This is a genomic window from Pseudomonas orientalis (assembly GCF_001439815.1).
Lineage (GTDB): Bacteria > Pseudomonadota > Gammaproteobacteria > Pseudomonadales > Pseudomonadaceae > Aquipseudomonas > Aquipseudomonas orientalis.
This window is the reverse complement of the sequence record NZ_JYLM01000006.1, coordinates 75,934-94,597: the sequence shown is the minus strand read 5'-3', so window position 1 is coordinate 94,597 and position 18,664 is coordinate 75,934. Positions and strand designations below refer to the sequence as shown.

At 62.3% G+C, this 18,664-nt stretch carries 13 protein-coding genes; 9 read left to right on the top strand and 4 right to left on the bottom strand.

Annotated elements, in window-relative coordinates:
- Positions 1-146 precede the first annotated feature (146 nt).
- The 6 genes from TU82_RS16190 to TU82_RS16165 all read left to right on the top strand — a co-directional run bounded on the left by TU82_RS16190 (position 147) and on the right by TU82_RS16165 (position 11,077).
- Complete coding sequence (locus tag TU82_RS16190; RefSeq protein ID WP_057724250.1) at positions 147-2,450, top strand: YgiQ family radical SAM protein; 2,304 nt, start codon at positions 147-149, stop codon at positions 2,448-2,450.
- Positions 2,451-2,670: 220 nt separating this feature from the next.
- On the top strand, positions 2,671-3,603 hold the full coding sequence (gene ssp4, locus TU82_RS16185; protein WP_057724248.1) for an Ssp4 family T6SS effector: 933 nt from the start codon (positions 2,671-2,673) through the stop codon (positions 3,601-3,603).
- Entirely contained in the window at positions 3,600-4,049 is a 450-nt protein-coding gene (locus tag TU82_RS16180) for a hypothetical protein (RefSeq protein WP_057724246.1), read from the top strand. Before ssp4 ends, TU82_RS16180 begins: the two co-directional genes overlap by 4 nt.
- A 187-nt stretch (positions 4,050-4,236) precedes the next feature.
- Positions 4,237-7,527 carry a transglutaminase family protein gene (locus tag TU82_RS16175; protein WP_057724244.1) on the top strand — a complete coding sequence of 1,097 codons (3,291 nt, stop codon included), beginning with the start codon at positions 4,237-4,239 and terminating at the stop codon, positions 7,525-7,527.
- 173 nt (positions 7,528-7,700) lie between these two features.
- On the top strand, positions 7,701-10,187 hold the full coding sequence (locus TU82_RS16170) for a circularly permuted type 2 ATP-grasp protein (RefSeq protein WP_057724243.1): 2,487 nt from the start codon (positions 7,701-7,703) through the stop codon (positions 10,185-10,187).
- Positions 10,187-11,077, top strand: coding sequence for a transglutaminase family protein (locus tag TU82_RS16165; RefSeq protein WP_057724241.1), 891 nt, complete (start codon positions 10,187-10,189; stop codon positions 11,075-11,077). The genes TU82_RS16170 and TU82_RS16165 overlap by 1 nt, the downstream gene beginning before the upstream one ends.
- 103 nt (positions 11,078-11,180) lie before the next feature.
- Here TU82_RS16165 and TU82_RS16160 read toward each other — a convergent pair whose 3' ends face one another.
- Positions 11,181-11,363 (bottom strand): hypothetical protein, encoded by a 183-nt coding sequence (locus TU82_RS16160; protein WP_057724239.1) that lies wholly within the window; start codon positions 11,361-11,363, stop codon positions 11,181-11,183.
- Positions 11,364-11,694: 331 nt separating this feature from the next.
- On the opposite strand from TU82_RS16160, the gene azu reads away from it, so the two are divergent.
- Positions 11,695-12,141: an azurin gene (gene azu / locus TU82_RS16155; protein WP_057724237.1), complete on the top strand. Its 447-nt coding sequence runs from the start codon at positions 11,695-11,697 to the stop codon at positions 12,139-12,141.
- A 122-nt stretch (positions 12,142-12,263) separates the two neighbouring features.
- Here azu and nadE read toward each other — a convergent pair whose 3' ends face one another.
- From nadE to TU82_RS16140, 3 genes are all read right to left on the bottom strand, one after another.
- Positions 12,264-13,091 (bottom strand): NAD(+) synthase, encoded by an 828-nt coding sequence (nadE, locus tag TU82_RS16150; protein ID WP_057724235.1) that lies wholly within the window; start codon positions 13,089-13,091, stop codon positions 12,264-12,266.
- A 3-nt stretch (positions 13,092-13,094) separates the two neighbouring features.
- A complete protein-coding gene (pncB, locus tag TU82_RS16145) occupies positions 13,095-14,309 on the bottom strand; it encodes a nicotinate phosphoribosyltransferase (protein ID WP_057724233.1) in 1,215 nt (404 codons plus the stop codon).
- A 207-nt stretch (positions 14,310-14,516) separates the two neighbouring features.
- Complete coding sequence (locus TU82_RS16140) at positions 14,517-15,407, bottom strand: LysR family transcriptional regulator (RefSeq protein ID WP_057724231.1); 891 nt, start codon at positions 15,405-15,407, stop codon at positions 14,517-14,519.
- A 154-nt stretch (positions 15,408-15,561) separates the two neighbouring features.
- On the opposite strand from TU82_RS16140, the gene amaB reads away from it, so the two are divergent.
- Both amaB and amaA read left to right on the top strand, forming a co-directional pair.
- A complete protein-coding gene (amaB, locus tag TU82_RS16135) occupies positions 15,562-17,052 on the top strand; it encodes an L-piperidine-6-carboxylate dehydrogenase (RefSeq protein ID WP_057724229.1) in 1,491 nt (496 codons plus the stop codon).
- Positions 17,053-17,205: 153 nt separating this feature from the next.
- On the top strand, positions 17,206-18,489 hold the full coding sequence (amaA, locus tag TU82_RS16130) for an L-pipecolate oxidase (protein ID WP_057724226.1): 1,284 nt from the start codon (positions 17,206-17,208) through the stop codon (positions 18,487-18,489).
- Positions 18,490-18,664 lie beyond the last annotated feature (175 nt).

The window sequence follows — 18,664 nt, the reverse complement described above, 5'->3', positions numbered from 1 at the left end:
CACCAGGAGGGGTACATATGTCTGCGGGGTGAAAAGCACGGGCAGTGGCATCGTCACGCATATTTCCGACCACAGTCGTCGGAATTGGTTATTTTTTGTGCTATATTCCGCGCCCGCGATTTTTCATCTCAACACCGGTCACCGTCATGCAAACAGCCAAGCCGTTATTTGACTATCCCAAGTACTGGGCCGAATGTTTCGGTCCTGCGCCATTCCTGCCGATGAGCAGGGAGGAGATGGATCAGCTTGGCTGGGATTCGTGCGACATCATCATCGTTACCGGTGATGCCTACGTGGACCATCCGTCGTTCGGCATGGCGATCATCGGCCGGCTGCTGGAGTCCCAGGGCTTTCGCGTCGGGATCATTGCGCAGCCAAACTGGCAGTCCAAAGACGACTTCATGAAGCTCGGCGAGCCGAACCTGTTCTTCGGCGTCGCGGCCGGCAACATGGACTCGATGATCAACCGCTACACCGCCGACAAGAAAATCCGCTCCGATGACGCCTATACCCCAGGCGGCATGGCCGGCAAACGCCCGGACCGCGCGAGCCTGGTGTACAGCCAGCGTTGCAAGGAAGCCTACAAGAACGTGCCGATCGTACTCGGCGGTATCGAAGCTTCCCTGCGCCGTATTGCTCACTACGACTACTGGCAGGACCGCGTGCGCAACTCGATCCTGATCGACGCCACCGCCGATATCCTGCTGTACGGCAACGCCGAGCGGGCCATCGTCGAAGTCGCCCAGCGCCTGTCGTGGGGCCACAAGATCGAAGACATCACCGATGTGCGCGGTACCGCGTTCATTCGTCGCGATACGCCTGCTGGCTGGTACGAAGTGGACTCCACGCGCATCGACCGTCCGGGCAAGGTCGACAAGATCATCAACCCGTACGTCAACACCCAGGACACCCAGGCCTGCGCCATCGAGCAAGAGAAAGGTCCGGTGGATGACCCGGATGAAGCCAAGGTCGTACAGATTTTGGCCAGCCCGCGCATGACCCGCGACAAGACCGTGATCCGCCTGCCTTCGGTGGAAAAAGTTCGCGGTGACGCGGTGCTGTATGCCCACGCCAACCGCGTGCTGCACCTGGAAACCAACCCGGGCAACGCCCGCGCCCTGGTGCAGAAGCACGGTGAAGTGGACGTGTGGTTCAACCCGCCGCCCATTCCGATGACCACCGAAGAAATGGACTATGTGTTCGGCATGCCTTACGCCCGCGTGCCGCACCCGGCGTACGGCAAGGAGAAAATCCCGGCCTACGACATGATCCGTTTCTCGGTGAACATCATGCGTGGCTGCTTCGGCGGCTGTACCTTCTGCTCGATCACCGAGCACGAAGGCCGCATCATTCAGAACCGTTCCGAAGAATCGATCATTCGCGAGATCGAAGAGATCCGCGACAAGGTGCCGGGCTTTACCGGGGTGATCTCCGACCTCGGCGGGCCGACCGCGAACATGTACCGCATTGCCTGCAAGAGCCCGGAAATCGAATCCGCGTGCCGCAAGCCGTCGTGCGTGTTCCCTGGCATCTGCCCGAACCTGAACACCGACCACTCGTCGCTGATCCAGCTGTACCGCAGCGCCCGTGCGTTGCCGGGCGTGAAGAAGATCCTGATCGCCTCCGGCCTGCGCTACGACCTCGCCGTCGAGTCGCCGGAATACGTCAAGGAACTGGTCACCCACCACGTCGGTGGCTACCTCAAGATCGCCCCGGAACACACCGAGGAAGGTCCGCTCAACCAGATGATGAAACCGGGCATCGGCAGCTATGACAAGTTCAAGCGCATGTTCGAGAAGTACACCAAGGAAGCGGGCAAGGAGCAGTACCTGATCCCGTACTTCATCGCCGCCCACCCCGGCACCACCGATGAAGACATGATGAACCTGGCCCTGTGGCTCAAGGGCAACGGTTTCCGTGCCGACCAGGTGCAGGCGTTCTATCCCTCGCCGATGGCCACCGCCACCGCGATGTACCACTCGGGCAAGAACCCGCTGCGCAAAGTCACCTACAAGAGCGACGCGGTGACCATCGTCAAGAGCGAAGAGCAGCGCCGTCTGCACAAGGCGTTCCTGCGCTACCACGATCCGAAAGGCTGGCCGATGCTGCGTGAAGCGCTGACCCGCATGGGCCGCGCCGACCTGATCGGGCCGGGCAAGGACCAACTGATCCCGCTGCACCAGCCGAGCACCGACAGCTACCAGAGCGCGCGTCGCAAGAACTCGACGCCGGTGGGCAGCCACAAGGTCGCCAAGGAAACCACCACCAAAATCCTCACCCAGCACACCGGCCTTCCGCCGCGTGGCAGTGACGGCAGCAATCCGTGGGACAAGCGTGAGCAAGCCAAGGCGGCGGCTCAGGCGCGTAACAAGCAGGCGGCGAAGGAACGTACCGATGCGGCCAAGGGCAAGGGCGGCAAGCCTGCGCGCAAGCCGGTGGTGCCGCGTTGATCGCAGCCTGACATGTAAAACGCCAGCCTCAGTGCTGGCGTTTTGCTTTCTGGTCGGTAGCGGGCCTGTTTGGTAAGGTGGCGCCTATCGGATTGCTATCGGGGGCAAGCCCCCTCCCACACTTGACTGAGTTCCAGCATGAGAATGCGGTCGAATGTGGGAGGGGGCTTGCCCCCGATAGCGTCAGTCCAGTCTCCACCCTTTCAAGGAAGAACACCCCATGGGCAACCCCCTGGCCGGCATCGGCATGGACTTCAATCGCTCCCAGTTCATGGCGCGCCAGCGCATTGAAAGTCAGATCAACCTGCCACGGCTGTTCGCGGCCATCGATGGCGACCCCGGGATCGTCGGCGCTGGCGTCGTCTATATCGACGCCGACCTTAACGTGGTCACCCTGCGCGAATTCAAGCCGATTTGCAGTATCAAGCCCAAGCGCATCATTTTGCGCGAGGCGCAGAAGTACATCTCGCCTGCCCAGTTTGTGGAACAGGTGAAGACAGATCCCCGTGAAGGACGTCTCCAGAAGGAGGCATTTGATATGGGGCTTTCCTGCGGCGCAGCGGTGATCGGTTGGATCGTGGTGTTCAGCGGCAGCGTTGCCGTTCCGTTCACAGCCGGTGCCAGTGCTTTTGTGGTGGGTATCGGCATCACTGCAGCACTGGCGAGCAGCGCCCAATGCGGATTTGGCGTGGCGCGTACCTATAACGAAATACTTGATCCCGATGCGAACGACCGCATGGACGACGCCGAATGGTATGGCGCGGTTTCCCCCATCCTCGATGCGGCCTCGCTGGTGGGGATCGGCACGGGGGCCTTGACCACGGTCAAGCTGCTCAAGGCCAACAAGGCCGCCGCGTTGGGTAAGAGTTGGTATGAGCTGCTCAAGGGCCTGAGCCGTCAGGAGCGCAAGAAGTTGACCAAGGAGTTGCTCAGCCTGCGCGATCCGAGCCTGACGCCCAAGTTGCTCAAGCTGCAGCAGCGCGCCGGCAAGCTGACCAAGAGCTACAGCTCCACCGAAATCCGCCACGCCACGCTGACCCAGTTGAAAGATGCGCTGGGCGGCCTATTGGGCATCGCCGGTAGCTATCGAACCGGGCATGTCGGTACGGCCAGCACCATTGCGATCGGCTTGTACGAGGATTTGACCGAATGAGCGGCTTCCCCGATATGCGCAGTTTTCTCGCCCGTTATTTTCCGGTGTTCATGGGCACTATTTTCATGGCGATCTTCTCCGGCTCAGTCGCAGTTTCCACGGCGGGCGTGACCTATTTGCGTGGGGTAGAGCCAGCGCTCAAGTCCAGCTATTCGGGGGCTGCGATCCTGCTGTTGGTGGTGGTGCTGGTGTTTGGCAACGTGATGATCGCGCGTGGCTATCCCTGGGCGGCCAGGCTGGTGGCGGTATACCTCGGCGCATGCCTGTTGTTCGTTTTGCCGATGATTCAATACGACCTCAATCGCCTGGTGTACGGCTCGGCGGTGTTGTTCCCACTGCTGGGCTTGCTGTTGCTCAACAGCAAGCGCCACCGCGAAATGCGTCAGCGGCTACTTGAAATACGGCGCCTGCGACAGGCCGTCGTTGCCCAGCGTAGAGCCCGTTGATTGGGTAGATTCACCACCTCCCTCCAGGCGTTCGCCACAAATGTGTGCAGCCCTCGCACCATGACGCCACCGTTGGCGCTGTTTTAGTGCTGTACTGCGGCGGTTCCCACGATAAAGCGCAATGACTGTTGCTCTGGCATAAGTCTTGCGCGCGTTGTGCCCATGCCCTGGCTCGCAGGAGGCCGCCGTGTCGATTCATGTCGCGTTGCACCACGTTACGCATTACCGCTACGACCGTGCTGTCGAACTGGGCCCGCAAATTGTGCGTTTGCGCCCGACGCCCCATAGCCGCACGCGGATATTGTCCTACGCGCTGAAGGTGCTGCCCGAGCAGCATTTCATCAACTGGCAGCAGGACCCCCAGGGCAATTACCTGGCGCGTCTGGTCTTCCCGCAAAAGACTGACGAGCTGCGCGTTGAGGTCGATCTGGTCGCCGAGATGGCGGTATTCAACCCGTTCGATTTTTTCCTCGAGCCCTACGCCGAGAACATCCCGTTCAGCTATGCCGCCGATGAGCAGCGCGAGCTGGCGCCTTACCTTGAAACCTTGCCGCTGACGCCGAAGTTTGCCGCCTACCTGGCCGGTATCGACCGTACGCCGTTGCCGGCCGTGGATTTTCTGGTCGGGCTCAATCAGCGCCTGGCCGCCGATATCGGTTACCTGATCCGCATGGAGCCGGGCGTGCAAACCCCGGAACTCACTTTGGAAAACGTTTCCGGCTCCTGCCGCGACTCGGCCTGGTTGTTGGTGCAGTTGCTGCGCAACCTCGGGCTGGCGGCGCGGTTTGTCTCCGGCTATCTGATCCAGCTCACCGCCGATGTCAAGGCACTCGATGGTCCCTCCGGCACCGACGTGGACTTCACCGACCTGCACGCCTGGTGCGAAGTGTATCTGCCCGGCGCCGGCTGGATCGGCCTGGACGCAACCTCAGGCTTGTTCGCCGGTGAAGGCCATATCCCGTTGGCCTGCAGTCCGGATCCGTCTTCAGCTGCGCCGATCAGTGGCTTGGTTGAGCCGTGCGAATGCGAGTTCACCCACGAGATGTCGGTGCAGCGCATTTGGGAAGCACCACGGGTGACCAGGCCCTACACCGAAGAGCAATGGCTGGCGATCCAGGCCCTGGGCCGGCAGATCGATGCCGACCTGCTCAGGGACGATGTACGCCTGACCATGGGCGGCGAACCGACGTTCGTATCGATCGACGACCCCGACGGCGCCGAATGGAATACCGCCGCCCTGGGCCCGGACAAGCGCCGCCTGTCCGCTGAACTGTTCCAGCGCCTGCGCAGGCACTACGCGCCGCAGGGCCTGGTGCATTTCGGCCAGGGCAAGTGGTATCCCGGCGAGCAGTTGCCGCGTTGGTCCCTGAACTGCTACTGGCGTCGCGACGGAGTGCCGATCTGGCACAACAGCGCGTTGATCGCCGATGAGCAAACCGACTATGGCGCGGATGGCGTAATGGCCGGGCGCTTCCTGGCCAGTGTCGCCGAGAGTCTCAAGCTGCCGGCACGTTTCGTGTTTCCGGCGTTTGAAGACAACTTCTACTACCTGTGGCGCGAAGGTGCACTGCCCCAGAACGTCACCGCTCAGGACCCGCGCCTGAGTGATGACCTGGAGCGCGAGCGCCTGCGCAAAGTCTTCAACCAGGGCCTGGATAAAGTCATCGGCCAGGTGCTGCCGCTGGCGCGCACCGCCGCCAATGATCGCTGGCAGAGCGGGCGCTGGTACCTGCGCGACAACCATTGCCGCCTGGTGCCGGGCGACTCTCCGTTGGGTTATCGACTGCCGCTGGCCTCACAGCCGTGGGTGACGGCCGCGCAATATCCGTTTGTGCACCCCACCGACCCGAATCAGGACCAAGCGGCGCTGCCGACCCCCGCCCAACTGCACAGTCATGACGAGCCTGCTCCGAGCGATGAGCGCGTGCCGCAGGTCGATGAATCCGCCGACTGGCTGACCCGCACCGCGCTGTGCGCCGAAGCGCGGGAAGGGCGCCTGTACCTGTTCATGCCGCCGCTGGAGCGCGTCGAAGACTATCTGGAGCTGGTGACGGCCATCGAGGCCACCGCCGAAGAACTGCATTGCCCGGTGCTGCTGGAAGGCTACGAGCCTCCTTCGGATACGCGCCTGAGCAATTTCCGGGTGACGCCGGACCCCGGTGTAATTGAGGTCAACGTGCAGCCGTCCGCCACCTGGGACGAGTTGGTGGAGCGCACCGAGTTCCTCTACGAAGAGGCGCGGCAAACCCGCCTGACCACCGAAAAGTTCATGATCGACGGTCGCCACACCGGCACCGGTGGCGGCAACCATTTCGTGCTGGGCGGCGCCACACCCAAGGACTCACCGTTCCTGCGCCGGCCCGACCTGCTGCGCAGCCTGATCAGCTACTGGCATAACCATCCATCGCTGTCTTACCTGTTTTCCGGCCTGTTTATCGGCCCGACTTCTCAAGCACCACGGGTGGATGAAGCGCGCAACGATGCGCTGTACGAGCTGGAAATCGCCTTTGCGCAAATGCCCGCGCCGGGCGAAGAATGCCCGCCCTGGTTGGTCGACCGTCTGCTGCGCAACCTGCTGATCGATGTGACGGGCAACACGCATCGCGCCGAGTTCTGCATCGACAAGCTCTATTCCCCCGATGGTGCCACCGGCCGTCTGGGCCTGCTGGAGCTGCGTGCCTTTGAAATGCCGCCCCATGCGCGCATGAGCCTCACCCAGCAGTTGCTGTTGCGGGCGCTGGTCGCGCGGTTCTGGCGTGAACCTTACGCGCCGGCGAAGTTGGCGCGCTGGGGCACCGAACTGCATGATCGCTTCCTGTTGCCGCACTTTATCGAGCAGGACTTCGCCGACGTGATCGCCGAACTCAACGCCGCCGGTTATCCGCTGCGCGCCGAATGGTTTGCCGCGCACCTGGAGTTTCGTTTCCCCAAGGTCGGCGACTATGCCGTCAGTGGTATCGAGTTGGAACTGCGCCAAGCCCTGGAACCCTGGCATGTGCTGGGCGAGGAGGGCGCGGTGGGCGGTACGGTGCGCTATGTGGACTCTTCCCTGGAGCGCCTGCAAGTGAAGTTGAGGGGCCTGGCGCCGCAACGTTACGTGCTGACCTGCAACGGCATCCCGGTGCCGCTGCAGCCGACCGGCCGCGTCGGCGAATTTGTCGCCGGGGTGCGTTACCGCGCCTGGCAACCGGCCAACTGCCTGCAGCCGACCATCGCAGTGCACGCGCCGCTGGTGTTCGACCTGCTGGACACCTGGATGTCGCGCTCGCTGGGCGGCTGCCAGTACCATGTGGCCCATCCGGGCGGGCGCAATTACGACAGCTTGCCGGTGAATGCCAATGAAGCCGAGAGCCGGCGGATGGCGCGGTTTTTCCGTTTGGGGCATAGTCCGGGCAAGCTCCCTGTGCCGGCTGTGGTGGTGAACGATGAATTGCCAATGACTCTGGATCTGCGCCGCTTCCCCAATAAAAATGACTGAATGCGATCAAATGTGGGAGGGGCGGTGCGACGATTCGACTTGCCCCCGATAGCAGTCTGTCAGTCAGGATATCTGTAACTGATGCACCGCAATCGGGAGCAAGCCCCCTCCCACAGGGGATTTGCAGTGTTTGTTGAGTTAACCTGAGCCCCCTTGCCTCTGCCGAGCGTTCCATGTCCGATTTGCTCGACCGTTACCCGCTGACTCCGGGCACCTATCATGAACTGCTGGATGACAGCGGCGCAGTGCGTGCCCACTGGCAGCGCCTGCTCGATCACCTGCAACGCAGCACGCCGGCCCAACTGGCCCAGCGCCAGGCATTGCTGACCCGGCAGATCCAGGAAAACGGCGTGACCTACAACGTCTACGCCGACCCCAAGGGCGCCGATCGTCCGTGGGAACTGGACCTGTTGCCCCATGTGCTGGCCGCTGATGAGTGGCAGCACCTGTCGGCCGGCATTGCCCAGCGGGCGCGCCTGCTCAATGCCGTGCTCGCCGACCTCTATGGCCCGCAGCGCCTGATCAAGGAAGGCCTGCTGCCCGCCGAGCTGGTATTTGGCCACAACAACTTCCTGTGGCCGTGCCAGGGTATCCAGCCGCCGGACGGCGCTTTCCTGCACCTGTATGCCGTGGACCTGGCACGCACGCCGGATGGACGCTGGTGGGTGACCGCCGACCGTACCCAGGCCCCGTCGGGCGCCGGCTATGCCCTGGAAAACCGCACCATCGTGTCCCGCGCCTTCCCGGATCTTTACCGTGACTTGCAGGTGCAACACCTTACCGGTTTCTTTCGCACACTCCAGGAAACCCTGGCCCGCCAGGCGCCCGGCGATGACCAGCCACCGCTGATCGTGCTGCTGACGCCGGGACGCTTCAACGAAAGCTATTTCGAACACCTCTACCTCGCGCGTCAGCTCGGCTACCCACTGGTGGAAGGCGGCGACCTCACCGTGCGCGACAGCACCGTGTTCCTCAAGACCCTCAGCGGCCTGCGCCGCGTTCACGCAATCATGCGGCGCCTGGACGACGACTTCTGCGACCCCCTGGAGCTGCGCACCGATTCGGCCCTCGGCGTCCCCGGACTGCTCGATGCCGTGCGCCAGGGCAATGTACTGGTGGCCAATGCCCTGGGCAGCGGCGTGCTGGAGTCGCCGGGCCTGCTTGGCTTCCTGCCGAAGATCAATGAGTTTTTATTTGGCGAAGCACTGATCCTGCCGTCCATCGCCACCTGGTGGTGCGGTGAAGCGCCGGTGCTGGCCGAGGCGTTGGAGAAGCTGGCGCAGTTATTGATCAAACCGGCGTTCCCCTCGCAGAGTTTCGCCCCGGTATTTGGTCGCGACTTGAATGCCGAGCAACGCGAAGCTCTGGCCCGGCGCATGCGTGCGCGGCCTTACGCCTATGTTGCCCAGGAGCTGGCGCAATTGTCCCAGGCGCCGGTGTGGCACACCGTGGAAGACCATTTGCAGCACCGCGCCATCGGCATGCGCGTGTACGCCGTGGCCAGTGACGACGGCTACCGTGTACTGCCCGGCGGCCTGACCCGCGTAGCCGCTGAAGCCGATGCCGAAGTGGTGTCGATGCAGCGCGGCGGTGCGAGCAAGGACACCTGGGTACTCGGCGAACGTGCGCCCGGTGGCGAGCAATGGCGCGCCCAGCGCGTGATTGGTGCGCACGACCTGGTGCGCCGCGATCCGTATCTGCCGTCACGGGTGGTGGAGAACCTGTTCTGGTTTGGCCGTTATTGCGAGCGCTGCGATGACAGTGCGCGCTGGCTGCGTGTCGTGCTGGCGCGCTATGTCGACGGCGACGATCCGTTGGCCTTGCAGGCGGCGGTCGAACTGGGCGAAAGCCTGCGGCTGTTGCCGGAAGAGGGCGAGTTGCCCGAACGCTTGCTCGCGGCCTTGCTCGGTGATGACTGGCCTTCAAGCCTGCGCGCCAATTTGCAGCGCTTGCAGTGGGCGGCGTCCCAGGTGCGCGGCAAGCTGTCCCGGGAAAACTGGCAGGCCCTGGTGGAGCTGCAACGCGAAGCCATGGACCTGGAATGCGAGGCCCCGGACTTCGGCGAGTTGCTGGATTTCCTCAACCGCCTGGTGATGTCCCTGGCGGCGCTGTCGGGGTTTGCCCTGGACGATATGACCCGCGATGAGGGCTGGCGCTTCTTGATGATGGGCCGACGTATCGAGCGCCTGCAGTTTCTGAGCAGCAGCCTTGCCGCGTTCCTGCGCGGTGTGGCGGTATTCGATCAGGCCGGGCTGGAATGGTTGCTGGAACTGGGCAACAGCAGCATCACCTACCGTGCGCGGTACCTGGCGGTGCCGCAACTGATCCCGGTGCTCGACCTGTTGCTGCTCGACGAGCAGAACCCCCACGCGGTGCTGTTCCAGCTCAAGCTGGTACGCCGCACCTTGCGTCGCTTGAACGATGATTTCGGCGTGCCGCGGGAAACCGGCCTGGGAGCGTTGGTGGAGCAGTTGGCGCGCTTCGACCTCGGTTGCCTGGAGAACCCGCTGTTCGGCCAATCCAGCGTGCGTGCCGCGCTGGATGGCCTGGCCGACCTGCTGCAAGCGGTCGCCGATGAGAGCGGGCAAGTGTCGGATCGCCTGGCGTTGCGACACTTTGCCCATGTGGATGATGTCAGCCAGCAAACGGTGTCGGTGTGATGAGTGCGCGCTATCAGATTTTCCATGACACCCATTATCACTACGACAGCCCGGTGTCCCTGGCCCAGCAACTGGCGCATTTATGGCCGCGCCCCTGTGCGTGGCAACGGTGCACCTGGCAGACCCTGGACATCAGCCCGCAGCCGTCTTCGCGCCGCGACGAGCTGGACGTGTTCGGCAACCCGATCACGCGGCTGGCGTTCGAGCGTCCCCATGATGAACTGCTGGTCAATGCCGGGTTGACCGTGGAAGTGCTGGCGCGACCCACATTGGACTTGCACCAGTCGCCGGCGTGGGACCGCACCCGTGACAGCTTTACCTACAGCAGCCAACCGCTGTCACCGCAGATCATCGAAGCCTGCCGCTATCGCTTCGAATCGCCTTACGTGCATTTGAAACAGACCTTCGTCGAGTTCTCGGAAAGCTGCTTCCCACCTGGCGAGCCCCTGTTGATAGGCGTGCAGGCGCTGATGCAAAAGATCTTCAGCGAATTCACCTTCGATGCCGAAGCCACTCAGGTCGCCACGCCGCTGGTGGAAGTGCTGGAGCGCCGTCGCGGCGTGTGCCAGGACTTCGCCCACCTGATGCTCGCCTGCCTGCGCTCGCGGGGTCTGGCGGCGCGTTATATCAGCGGCTATCTGCTCACCCAGCCGCCGCCCGGCCAGCCACGGCTGATCGGTGCCGATGCGTCGCATGCGTGGGTGTCGGTGTATTGCCCTGTGTCGGGTTGGGTGGATTTCGATCCGACGAACAACGTGCAGCCGGCGCTGGAGCACATAACCCTGGCGTGGGGCCGGGACTTTTCCGATGTGTCGCCGTTGCGGGGGGTGATATTGGGAGGTGGGAGCCATGACCCGGAGGTGCGGGTGACGGTGATGCCGCTGATGTAGGAGCGAGCTCGCTCGCGAAGAACCTGAGGGCGCCGCGTTGATCCTGGCTTCCCGCGTTATCGTTGACGTTCTTCGCGAGCAAGCTCGCTCCTACAGTAAATAATTATTCAGCCGGGTCTTTCGGGGTTTCAGTCTCGTCTGCTGCCACTTCACCTTCCGCATCCGGGTTCAGTGCTCCAGCTTCTTCATCTGCAGCGGCTTTCTTGCGTTGCAGCTTTTCCTCTTTCTTCTGTTCCTTGGCCAAGTCTCTCTGACGTTTGGCGAAGGAGTAATTAGGTTTGGCCATGGGCGATCCTCTAGGGTCGAAGGTGAGGGTGGGCGGCGCGCGGCTGCCTTGGGTCGCTATGGTAGCAGCTTCGCAGCGCCCTTGGCCTTCACTTACCGCTGGCGTATGCGGCGAACAGGCCGTTGAACAGTTGATTGAGATGCATGGCGCAGGCTCCAATGGGTGATGGGACGAGCATATCCGGTTGCCGCGCAGGCCGATGTTAGATTGTGTTGATCAGCCTGATAGCCTAAAGTTGTATACAATCTGTTGATGCAGATCATAAGAACTCAAGCCTGATTGAGGCACCCTTGTCTCAATATGCGTTATCAACCCTGCCTTGGAGATTCACATGTTTGCCAAACTCGTTGCTGTTTCCCTGCTGACTCTGGCCAGCGGCCAGTTGCTTGCTGCAGAGTGCAAGGTCACTGTCGACTCCACCGACCAGATGTCGTTCAACACCAAAGCGATTGAAATCGACAAGAGCTGCAAGCAGTTCACCGTCGAGCTGACTCACTCCGGCAACTTGCCGAAAAACGTCATGGGCCATAACTGGGTGCTGACCAGCGCGGCCAACATGCAGCCAGTTGCCAGCGACGGCATGGCCGCCGGGGTTGACAAAAACTACCTCAAGGAAGGCGACGACCGCATCATCGCTCACACCAAGCTCATTGGTGCCGGCGAGAAAGATTCGGTGACGTTCGATGTGGCGAAGCTGACGGCGGGCACGGACTACATGTTCTTTTGCTCGTTCCCAGGCCATATCTCGATGATGAAAGGCACTGTGACCGTCAAGTAATCAAGCGTTCGCTCTTCCTGTAGGAGCGAGCTTGCTCGCGAAAAACGTAATGACACCACGTCCATTCAGAATGGGCGCGTTACCGTTGACGATCTTCGCGAGCAAGCTCGCTCCTACCTGTTTCAAGGCGCAAACGGCATCACCCGCTTGTGCTCCGTCTTGCGGTACGTCTCACAGATAATCCTGAACGCTTCCTCGCGCACCGGCTCACCGTGCAGGAACGCATCAATTTCGGCATAGGTCACGCCATGTGACGCTTCGTCCGGTTTGCCCGGCGACAGGTCTTCCAGGTCGGCGGTCGGGACTTTCTCCACCAGTGACTCCGGCGCGCCGAAATGCCGCGCAATCGCACGCACCTGGTTCTTCACCAGCCCGCTCAGCGGCGCCAGGTCGCAGGCGCCATCCCCGAACTTGGTGAAAAAGCCCATCACCGCTTCCGCCGCATGGTCGGTACCGATCACCAGCCCACCGGCTGCGCCGGCGATGGTGTACTGCGCGACCATGCGCATGCGTGCCTTGGTGTTGCCCAGCACGAAATCGCGGGAGGCTGCCGGTTTGTCGTCGAACGCCGCGACTTCATTGGCCAGGGCCTTGACCGCCGGGCCGATGTTGACGGTATGGCGCTCGTCCGGCTCGATGAAATCCACCGAAGCCTGGGCTTCGTGTTCGTCGAACTGGGTTTCGTAGGGCAGGCGCACGGCGATAAAACGGTAGGCCGCGTCGCCGCTGCTGGCGCGCAGTTCGTGCACCGCACGTTGGGCCAACAGGCCTGCGGTCAGGGAATCGACACCGCCACTGATGCCCAGCACCAGCGACTTGAGCCCGGAATTGCGCAGGCAGTCCTGGATAAAGGCCACGCGTCTGGCGATTTCTGCCTCAAGGGCGGCCTGGTCTTTGAACGGCGCTTGCACCTTGAGCTGCTGCGCAATTTCACGCTGTACGGCTTGCATGCTTCACTCCTTGCTGGATAGGGCAGGTACTTTGAACACGTGACGCAAATAGGCGACAAAATTGGGGTCGGTGCAGTGGGTCTTGCCCGCTTCATCGGAAATCTTGGCGACGGGCTGGCCATTGCAGGCGGTCATTTTAAGCACGATGCTCATCGGCTCCACCCCTGGAATGTCACAGGTCAGGTTGGTGCCGATGCCAAAGCTCACATTGATGCGACCGCGCAGGGCACGGAAAATCTCCAGGGCCTTGGGCAACGTCAGGCTGTCGGAGAACACCAGGGTCTTGCTCATCGGCTCGATACCCAGCTTATGGTAGTGGGCGATGGCTTTTTCCGCCCACTGCACCGGGTCGCCGGAGTCGTGGCGCAGGCCATCGAACAGCTTGGCGAAGTACAGGTCGAAGTCGCCGAGGAACGCATCGGTGGTGATGCAGTCGGTCAGGGCGATGCCCAGCAGGCCACGGTATTCGCGGACCCAGCAATCGAGGGCGGCGATCTGGCTGTCGATCAGGCGTGGGCCGAGTTGCTGGTGCGCCATGATCCATTCATGGGCCATGGTGCCCAACGGCTTCATATCGAATTCGCGGGCCAGGTGCACATTGCTGGTGCCGACGAACCGCCCGGGGAAGTCGTGCTTGAGTACGCTGACCACTTCTTCCTGCACCCGGTACGAGAAGCGCCGACGCGTGCCGAAGTCGGCCACTTGCAGCTCCGACAGCTCATCGCTGGCGGCATTCGCCGTCAGCCAGTCGAACTTGCGGTACAGCTGCTCGCGGGCCTGTTCCAGGATCACGGTCTGGTAGCGGTAGCGGTTGCGCACTTCGCTGACGATGGCCAGCATCGGCACTTCAAACAGGATCACATGCAGCCACGGCCCGCGCAGGCGGATAAACAGCTCGCCGTTGTCGATGCCGGTCTGCACGTAGCGCAGGTTGAAGCGGAACAGCCCGAGGAAGCGCAAAAAGTCCGGCTTCATAAAACTGATGCGTTCCAGGAAACCCAATTGGTCCGGGCTCAGGCTCAACTCGGCGAGACGCTCGATCTGGTAGCGAATCTCCGCCAGGTACGGGCGCAGGTCTTCGCTGTTGCGGCAACGGAACTCCCATTCAACTTCCACGTTCGGGTAGTTGTGCAGCACCGCCTGCATCATGGTCAGCTTGTAGAAGTCGGTGTCGAGCAGGTTCTGCACGATGCGATCGGCAAACACACTCTCGCTCATAACGGGAATCTCCAGACGGGTCGGCGATGGGCGCCGGCCTTTACGCACAATTGAGGAAGGGGGCTAGTGGCGCATAGACCTGTGGGGTATTGCCAGTGATTTTTTTCAGTGAGGCCACTGGCCTCATCGGGGGCAAGCCCCCTCCCACCTTTTGGAATGCATTCCAAGTGTGGGAGGGGCTTGCCCCCGATGGCGGTAGTCCAGGCATTAAATAACCTGCTCAAGCATCCACTTTACAAACTCTCTTACTTTGGGCACCTCCGCCGAATGCTCCGGATAAGCCAGGTAATACGCATCCTGGCTCGGCATTCCATGCGGCCAGGCAATCACCAGCTTGCCCTCGGCCAGTTCCTCTTCCACCAGAAAACGCGGCAGCAGCGCCACGCCGCAGCCGACCTGCGCCGCGCGAATGCACATATAAAAGGTGTCAAAGCGCGGCCCGTGATAACTGTGCTCGGTGTGCAAACCCTGACTGGCGAACCAATCATGCCAGCCCTGGGGCCGCGAGGCGTTTTGCAGCAGCACCAGTTCGCTCAGTTGGGTGGGGTCGGTGAACGGCTGCTCCGGCAGGCTCTCGGGCGAACACACGGGTACCAGCTCTTCGCTGAACAACTTCAAACTCTCGGTGCCGGGGCGCGAACCCTGGCCGAAATAGAACGCCATGTCGGCCTTGCCTTGCAGCAGCTCATCCGGTTCCTGTTCGTTGCACAGGTCCAGATGGATCTGCGGATGGCGCAGGCGCCAGCCCTTCAAGCGCGGCACCAGCCAGCGCGCGCCGAAGGTGTAGGGCGTGGATACGCGCAGCACTTCGGTTTCGCCGCCGTAGGAGCGCAGGTAGTGGGTGGACATCTCCACCTGGGAGAGGATCTTGCGCACTTCCACCAGGTACAAATCGCCCGCCGGGGTCATCTGCAAGCGGCGCCGCACGCGTCGAAACAGCAGGTGTTGCAGCAACTCTTCCAACTGCGCCACCTGTTTGCTCACCGCGCTTTGCGTGAGGTTCAGCTCCTCGGCGGCGCGGGTAAAGCTCAGGTGGCGGGTGGCGGCTTCGAAACACTGCAGGGCGGTGATCGAGGGCAAATGTCTTTTGTTCAACACGGCATGCCTCTTTTTATTCTTTGCATGAATAAACGGAATGATATCTCGCCTAAAGGTCGTTTGTTGGCAAGTCTTGGGCCCGCTACAAATAAGCCCTGGATCGCCGTGTCTGCGGCGGCGCAATTTTGTGTTTGCAGATTTGAAGGAGTACCCCATGGTTGCTGCATTGCTTGACCGTCTAGGCGTAAACCCGGCGCTGTACCAGGCGGGTACACAGCCTGTGCATTCGCCGATTGATGGCAGCCGCATCGGCGCCGTGAACTGGGAAGGTGCCGCCGAGGTGGAGCAGCAGGTCAGTCGCGCCGAGCATGCATTCGACGTCTGGCGCAAAGTGCCGGCCCCGCGTCGCGGCGAGCTGGTGCGCCAGTTCGGCGACGTGTTGCGCGAGTACAAGGCCGACCTGGGCGAGCTGGTCTCCTGGGAAGCCGGCAAGATCACCCAGGAAGGCTTGGGCGAAGTCCAGGAAATGATCGACATCTGTGACTTCGCCGTCGGTTTGTCGCGCCAGTTGTACGGCTTGACCATCGCCTCCGAGCGTCCCGGTCACCATATGCGTGAAACCTGGCACCCGCTGGGCGTGGTCGGCGTGATCAGCGCGTTCAACTTCCCGGTCGCGGTGTGGGCGTGGAATACCACCCTGGCGCTGGTGTGCGGCAATGCGGTGATCTGGAAACCGTCGGAAAAGACCCCGCTCACCGCGCTGGCTTGCCAGGCCCTGTTCGAGCGCGTGTTGAAGAACTTCAAGGACGCGCCGCCCTACCTCAGCCAGGTGATCATCGGCGGCCGCGATGCCGGCGCCGCGTTGGTGGATGACCCGCGTGTGGCGCTGATCAGCGCCACCGGCAGCACGCGCATGGGCCGCGAAGTGGCGCCCAAAGTCGCCGCGCGCTTTGCCCGCAGCATCCTTGAGCTGGGCGGCAACAATGCGATGATCCTCGGCCCGAGCGCCGATCTGGACATGGCCGTGCGTGCCATTCTGTTCAGCGCCGTCGGCACCGCCGGCCAGCGTTGCACCACCCTGCGCCGCCTGATCGCCCATGAATCGGTCAAGGCAGAAATCGTCACCCGCCTCAAGGCCGCCTACGCCAAGGTGCGCATTGGCCACCCGCTGGAAGGCAACCTGATCGGCCCGCTGATCGACAAGCATGGCTTCGACACCATGCAGGACGCCCTGGAGCAAGCCCTGAGCGAGGGCGGCAAGGTGTTCGGCGGCAAGCGCCAACTGCAGGACCAGTTCCCCAACGCGTACTACGTGTCGCCGGCGATTGTGGAAATGCCTGAGCAGAGCGACGTGGTGTGCACCGAAACCTTTGCGCCGATTCTATATGTGATCGGCTACAGCGACTTCGCCGAGGCGCTGCGCCTGAACAACGCGGTGCCACAAGGCTTGTCGTCGTGCATCTTCACCACCGATGTGCGCGAAGCCGAGCAGTTCATGTCGGCGGTGGGCAGCGACTGCGGCATTGCCAACGTCAATATCGGCCCGAGCGGTGCGGAGATCGGCGGTGCGTTTGGCGGTGAGAAAGAGACCGGTGGCGGGCGTGAGTCGGGCTCGGATGCGTGGCGCGGGTATATGCGTCGCCAAACCAATACCGTGAACTATTCGCTGGAGTTGCCGTTGGCGCAGGGCATCACGTTCGATTGAGTCCATGTGGGAGAGGGGCTTGCCCCCGATGGCGGTGGATCAGCTGCATATATGTTGACTGACACACTGCTATCGGGGGCAAGCCCCCTCCCACATTTGATTGGGTTCACAACTGAAAATAGCTGTTTGTTAGGTCCTCTACGGAGTCTGGCAATGCCTTTACGCGATACATGTTTATGGGAACACCTCACCCCCGGCCGACCGGATCGTGCCGCGCTCAAAGGCGAGGTCAAGGTGGATGTGTGCGTGATCGGCGCCGGCATCACCGGTTTGTCAGCCGCCATTCATTTGCTGGAACAGGGTAAAAGCGTTGCGGTGCTGGAGGCCCACCGCACCGGCCACGGCGGTTCGGGGCGCAACGTCGGGCTGGTCAATGCCGGTATGTGGATCCCGCCGGACGAGATCGAAGCCGGTTTCGGCACCGCGGTGGGCAGCCAGCTCAACCGCATGCTGGGCGCAGCGCCGGCCCTGGTGTTCAGTCTGATCGACAAATATGACATCGACTGCCAGTTGCGGCGCGAAGGCACCCTGCACATGGCGCATAACGCCCGCGGCGAGGCGGATCTGCGCAGTCGTGAGGAACAATGGAAGCGCCGTGGCGCGCCGGTCGAGTTGCTGACCGGGCAGGCCTGCGAGCAAGCCACCGGCACCACGAAAATCGCCGCCGCGTTGCTGGATCGACGCGCCGGCACCTTGAATCCCATGGCCTACACCTGCGGTCTGGCGAATGCCGCCGTCGGGTTGGGCGGGCAGCTATTCGATCATTCCCCGGTTAACCGGCTTGAACGCCAGGGCGCGGACTGGTCGGTGCAGACCGCTCAGGGCGCGGTGCAGGCCGCCCAGGTGGTGATCGCCTCCAATGCCTATACCGAAGGCGAATGGACCGAGCTGCGGCGTAACTTCTTCCCAGGTTATTACTACCAGGTGGCATCGGCGCCGCTCAGCGATGACGCTGCCGGGCGCATCCTGCCTGGCGGCCAGGGTTCATGGGACACGCGCCAGGTGCTGAGCAGCATTCGCCGCGACGCCGATGGTCGTCTGTTGCTCGGTAGCCTGGGCAATGGTAACCAGAAGCCGGCCTGGTTCCTCAAGGCGTGGGCCGATCGGGTGCAGCAGCACTACTTCCCCTATCTCAAATCGGTGCAGTGGGAACACACCTGGACCGGCTGTATCGCGTTTACGCCCGATCACCTGATGCGTTTGTTCGAGCCGGCGCCCGGGCTGGTGGCGGTCACCGGATACAACGGGCGCGGCGTGACCACCGGCAGCGTGGTCGGCAAGGCGTTTGCCGACTATTTGTGTCACCACAATCCCCAGGCGTTGCCGATTCCCTTTGCGCCGATGCAACCACTGACGGGGGTGGGCCTGCGCAGTTGCCTGTATGAAGCGGGCTTCTCGCTGTACCACGCGGGGCAGTGCCTGCGGATCGTGGTCTGAGCCGCGAAACCCCACTCGGTAGCCGGCTTTTCTTAGCCCGCTACCCATCTGTATTGGTGCAAGTTGTAGCAATCGCGCACTGTAAATGTGCAGTTCCGTTACGCACGGGGTTACAGCGGATGGAGCTGTGGTTTATCCCCTCGGTTGCAGGTGCCACCGTTCAAGGTTGTACTCT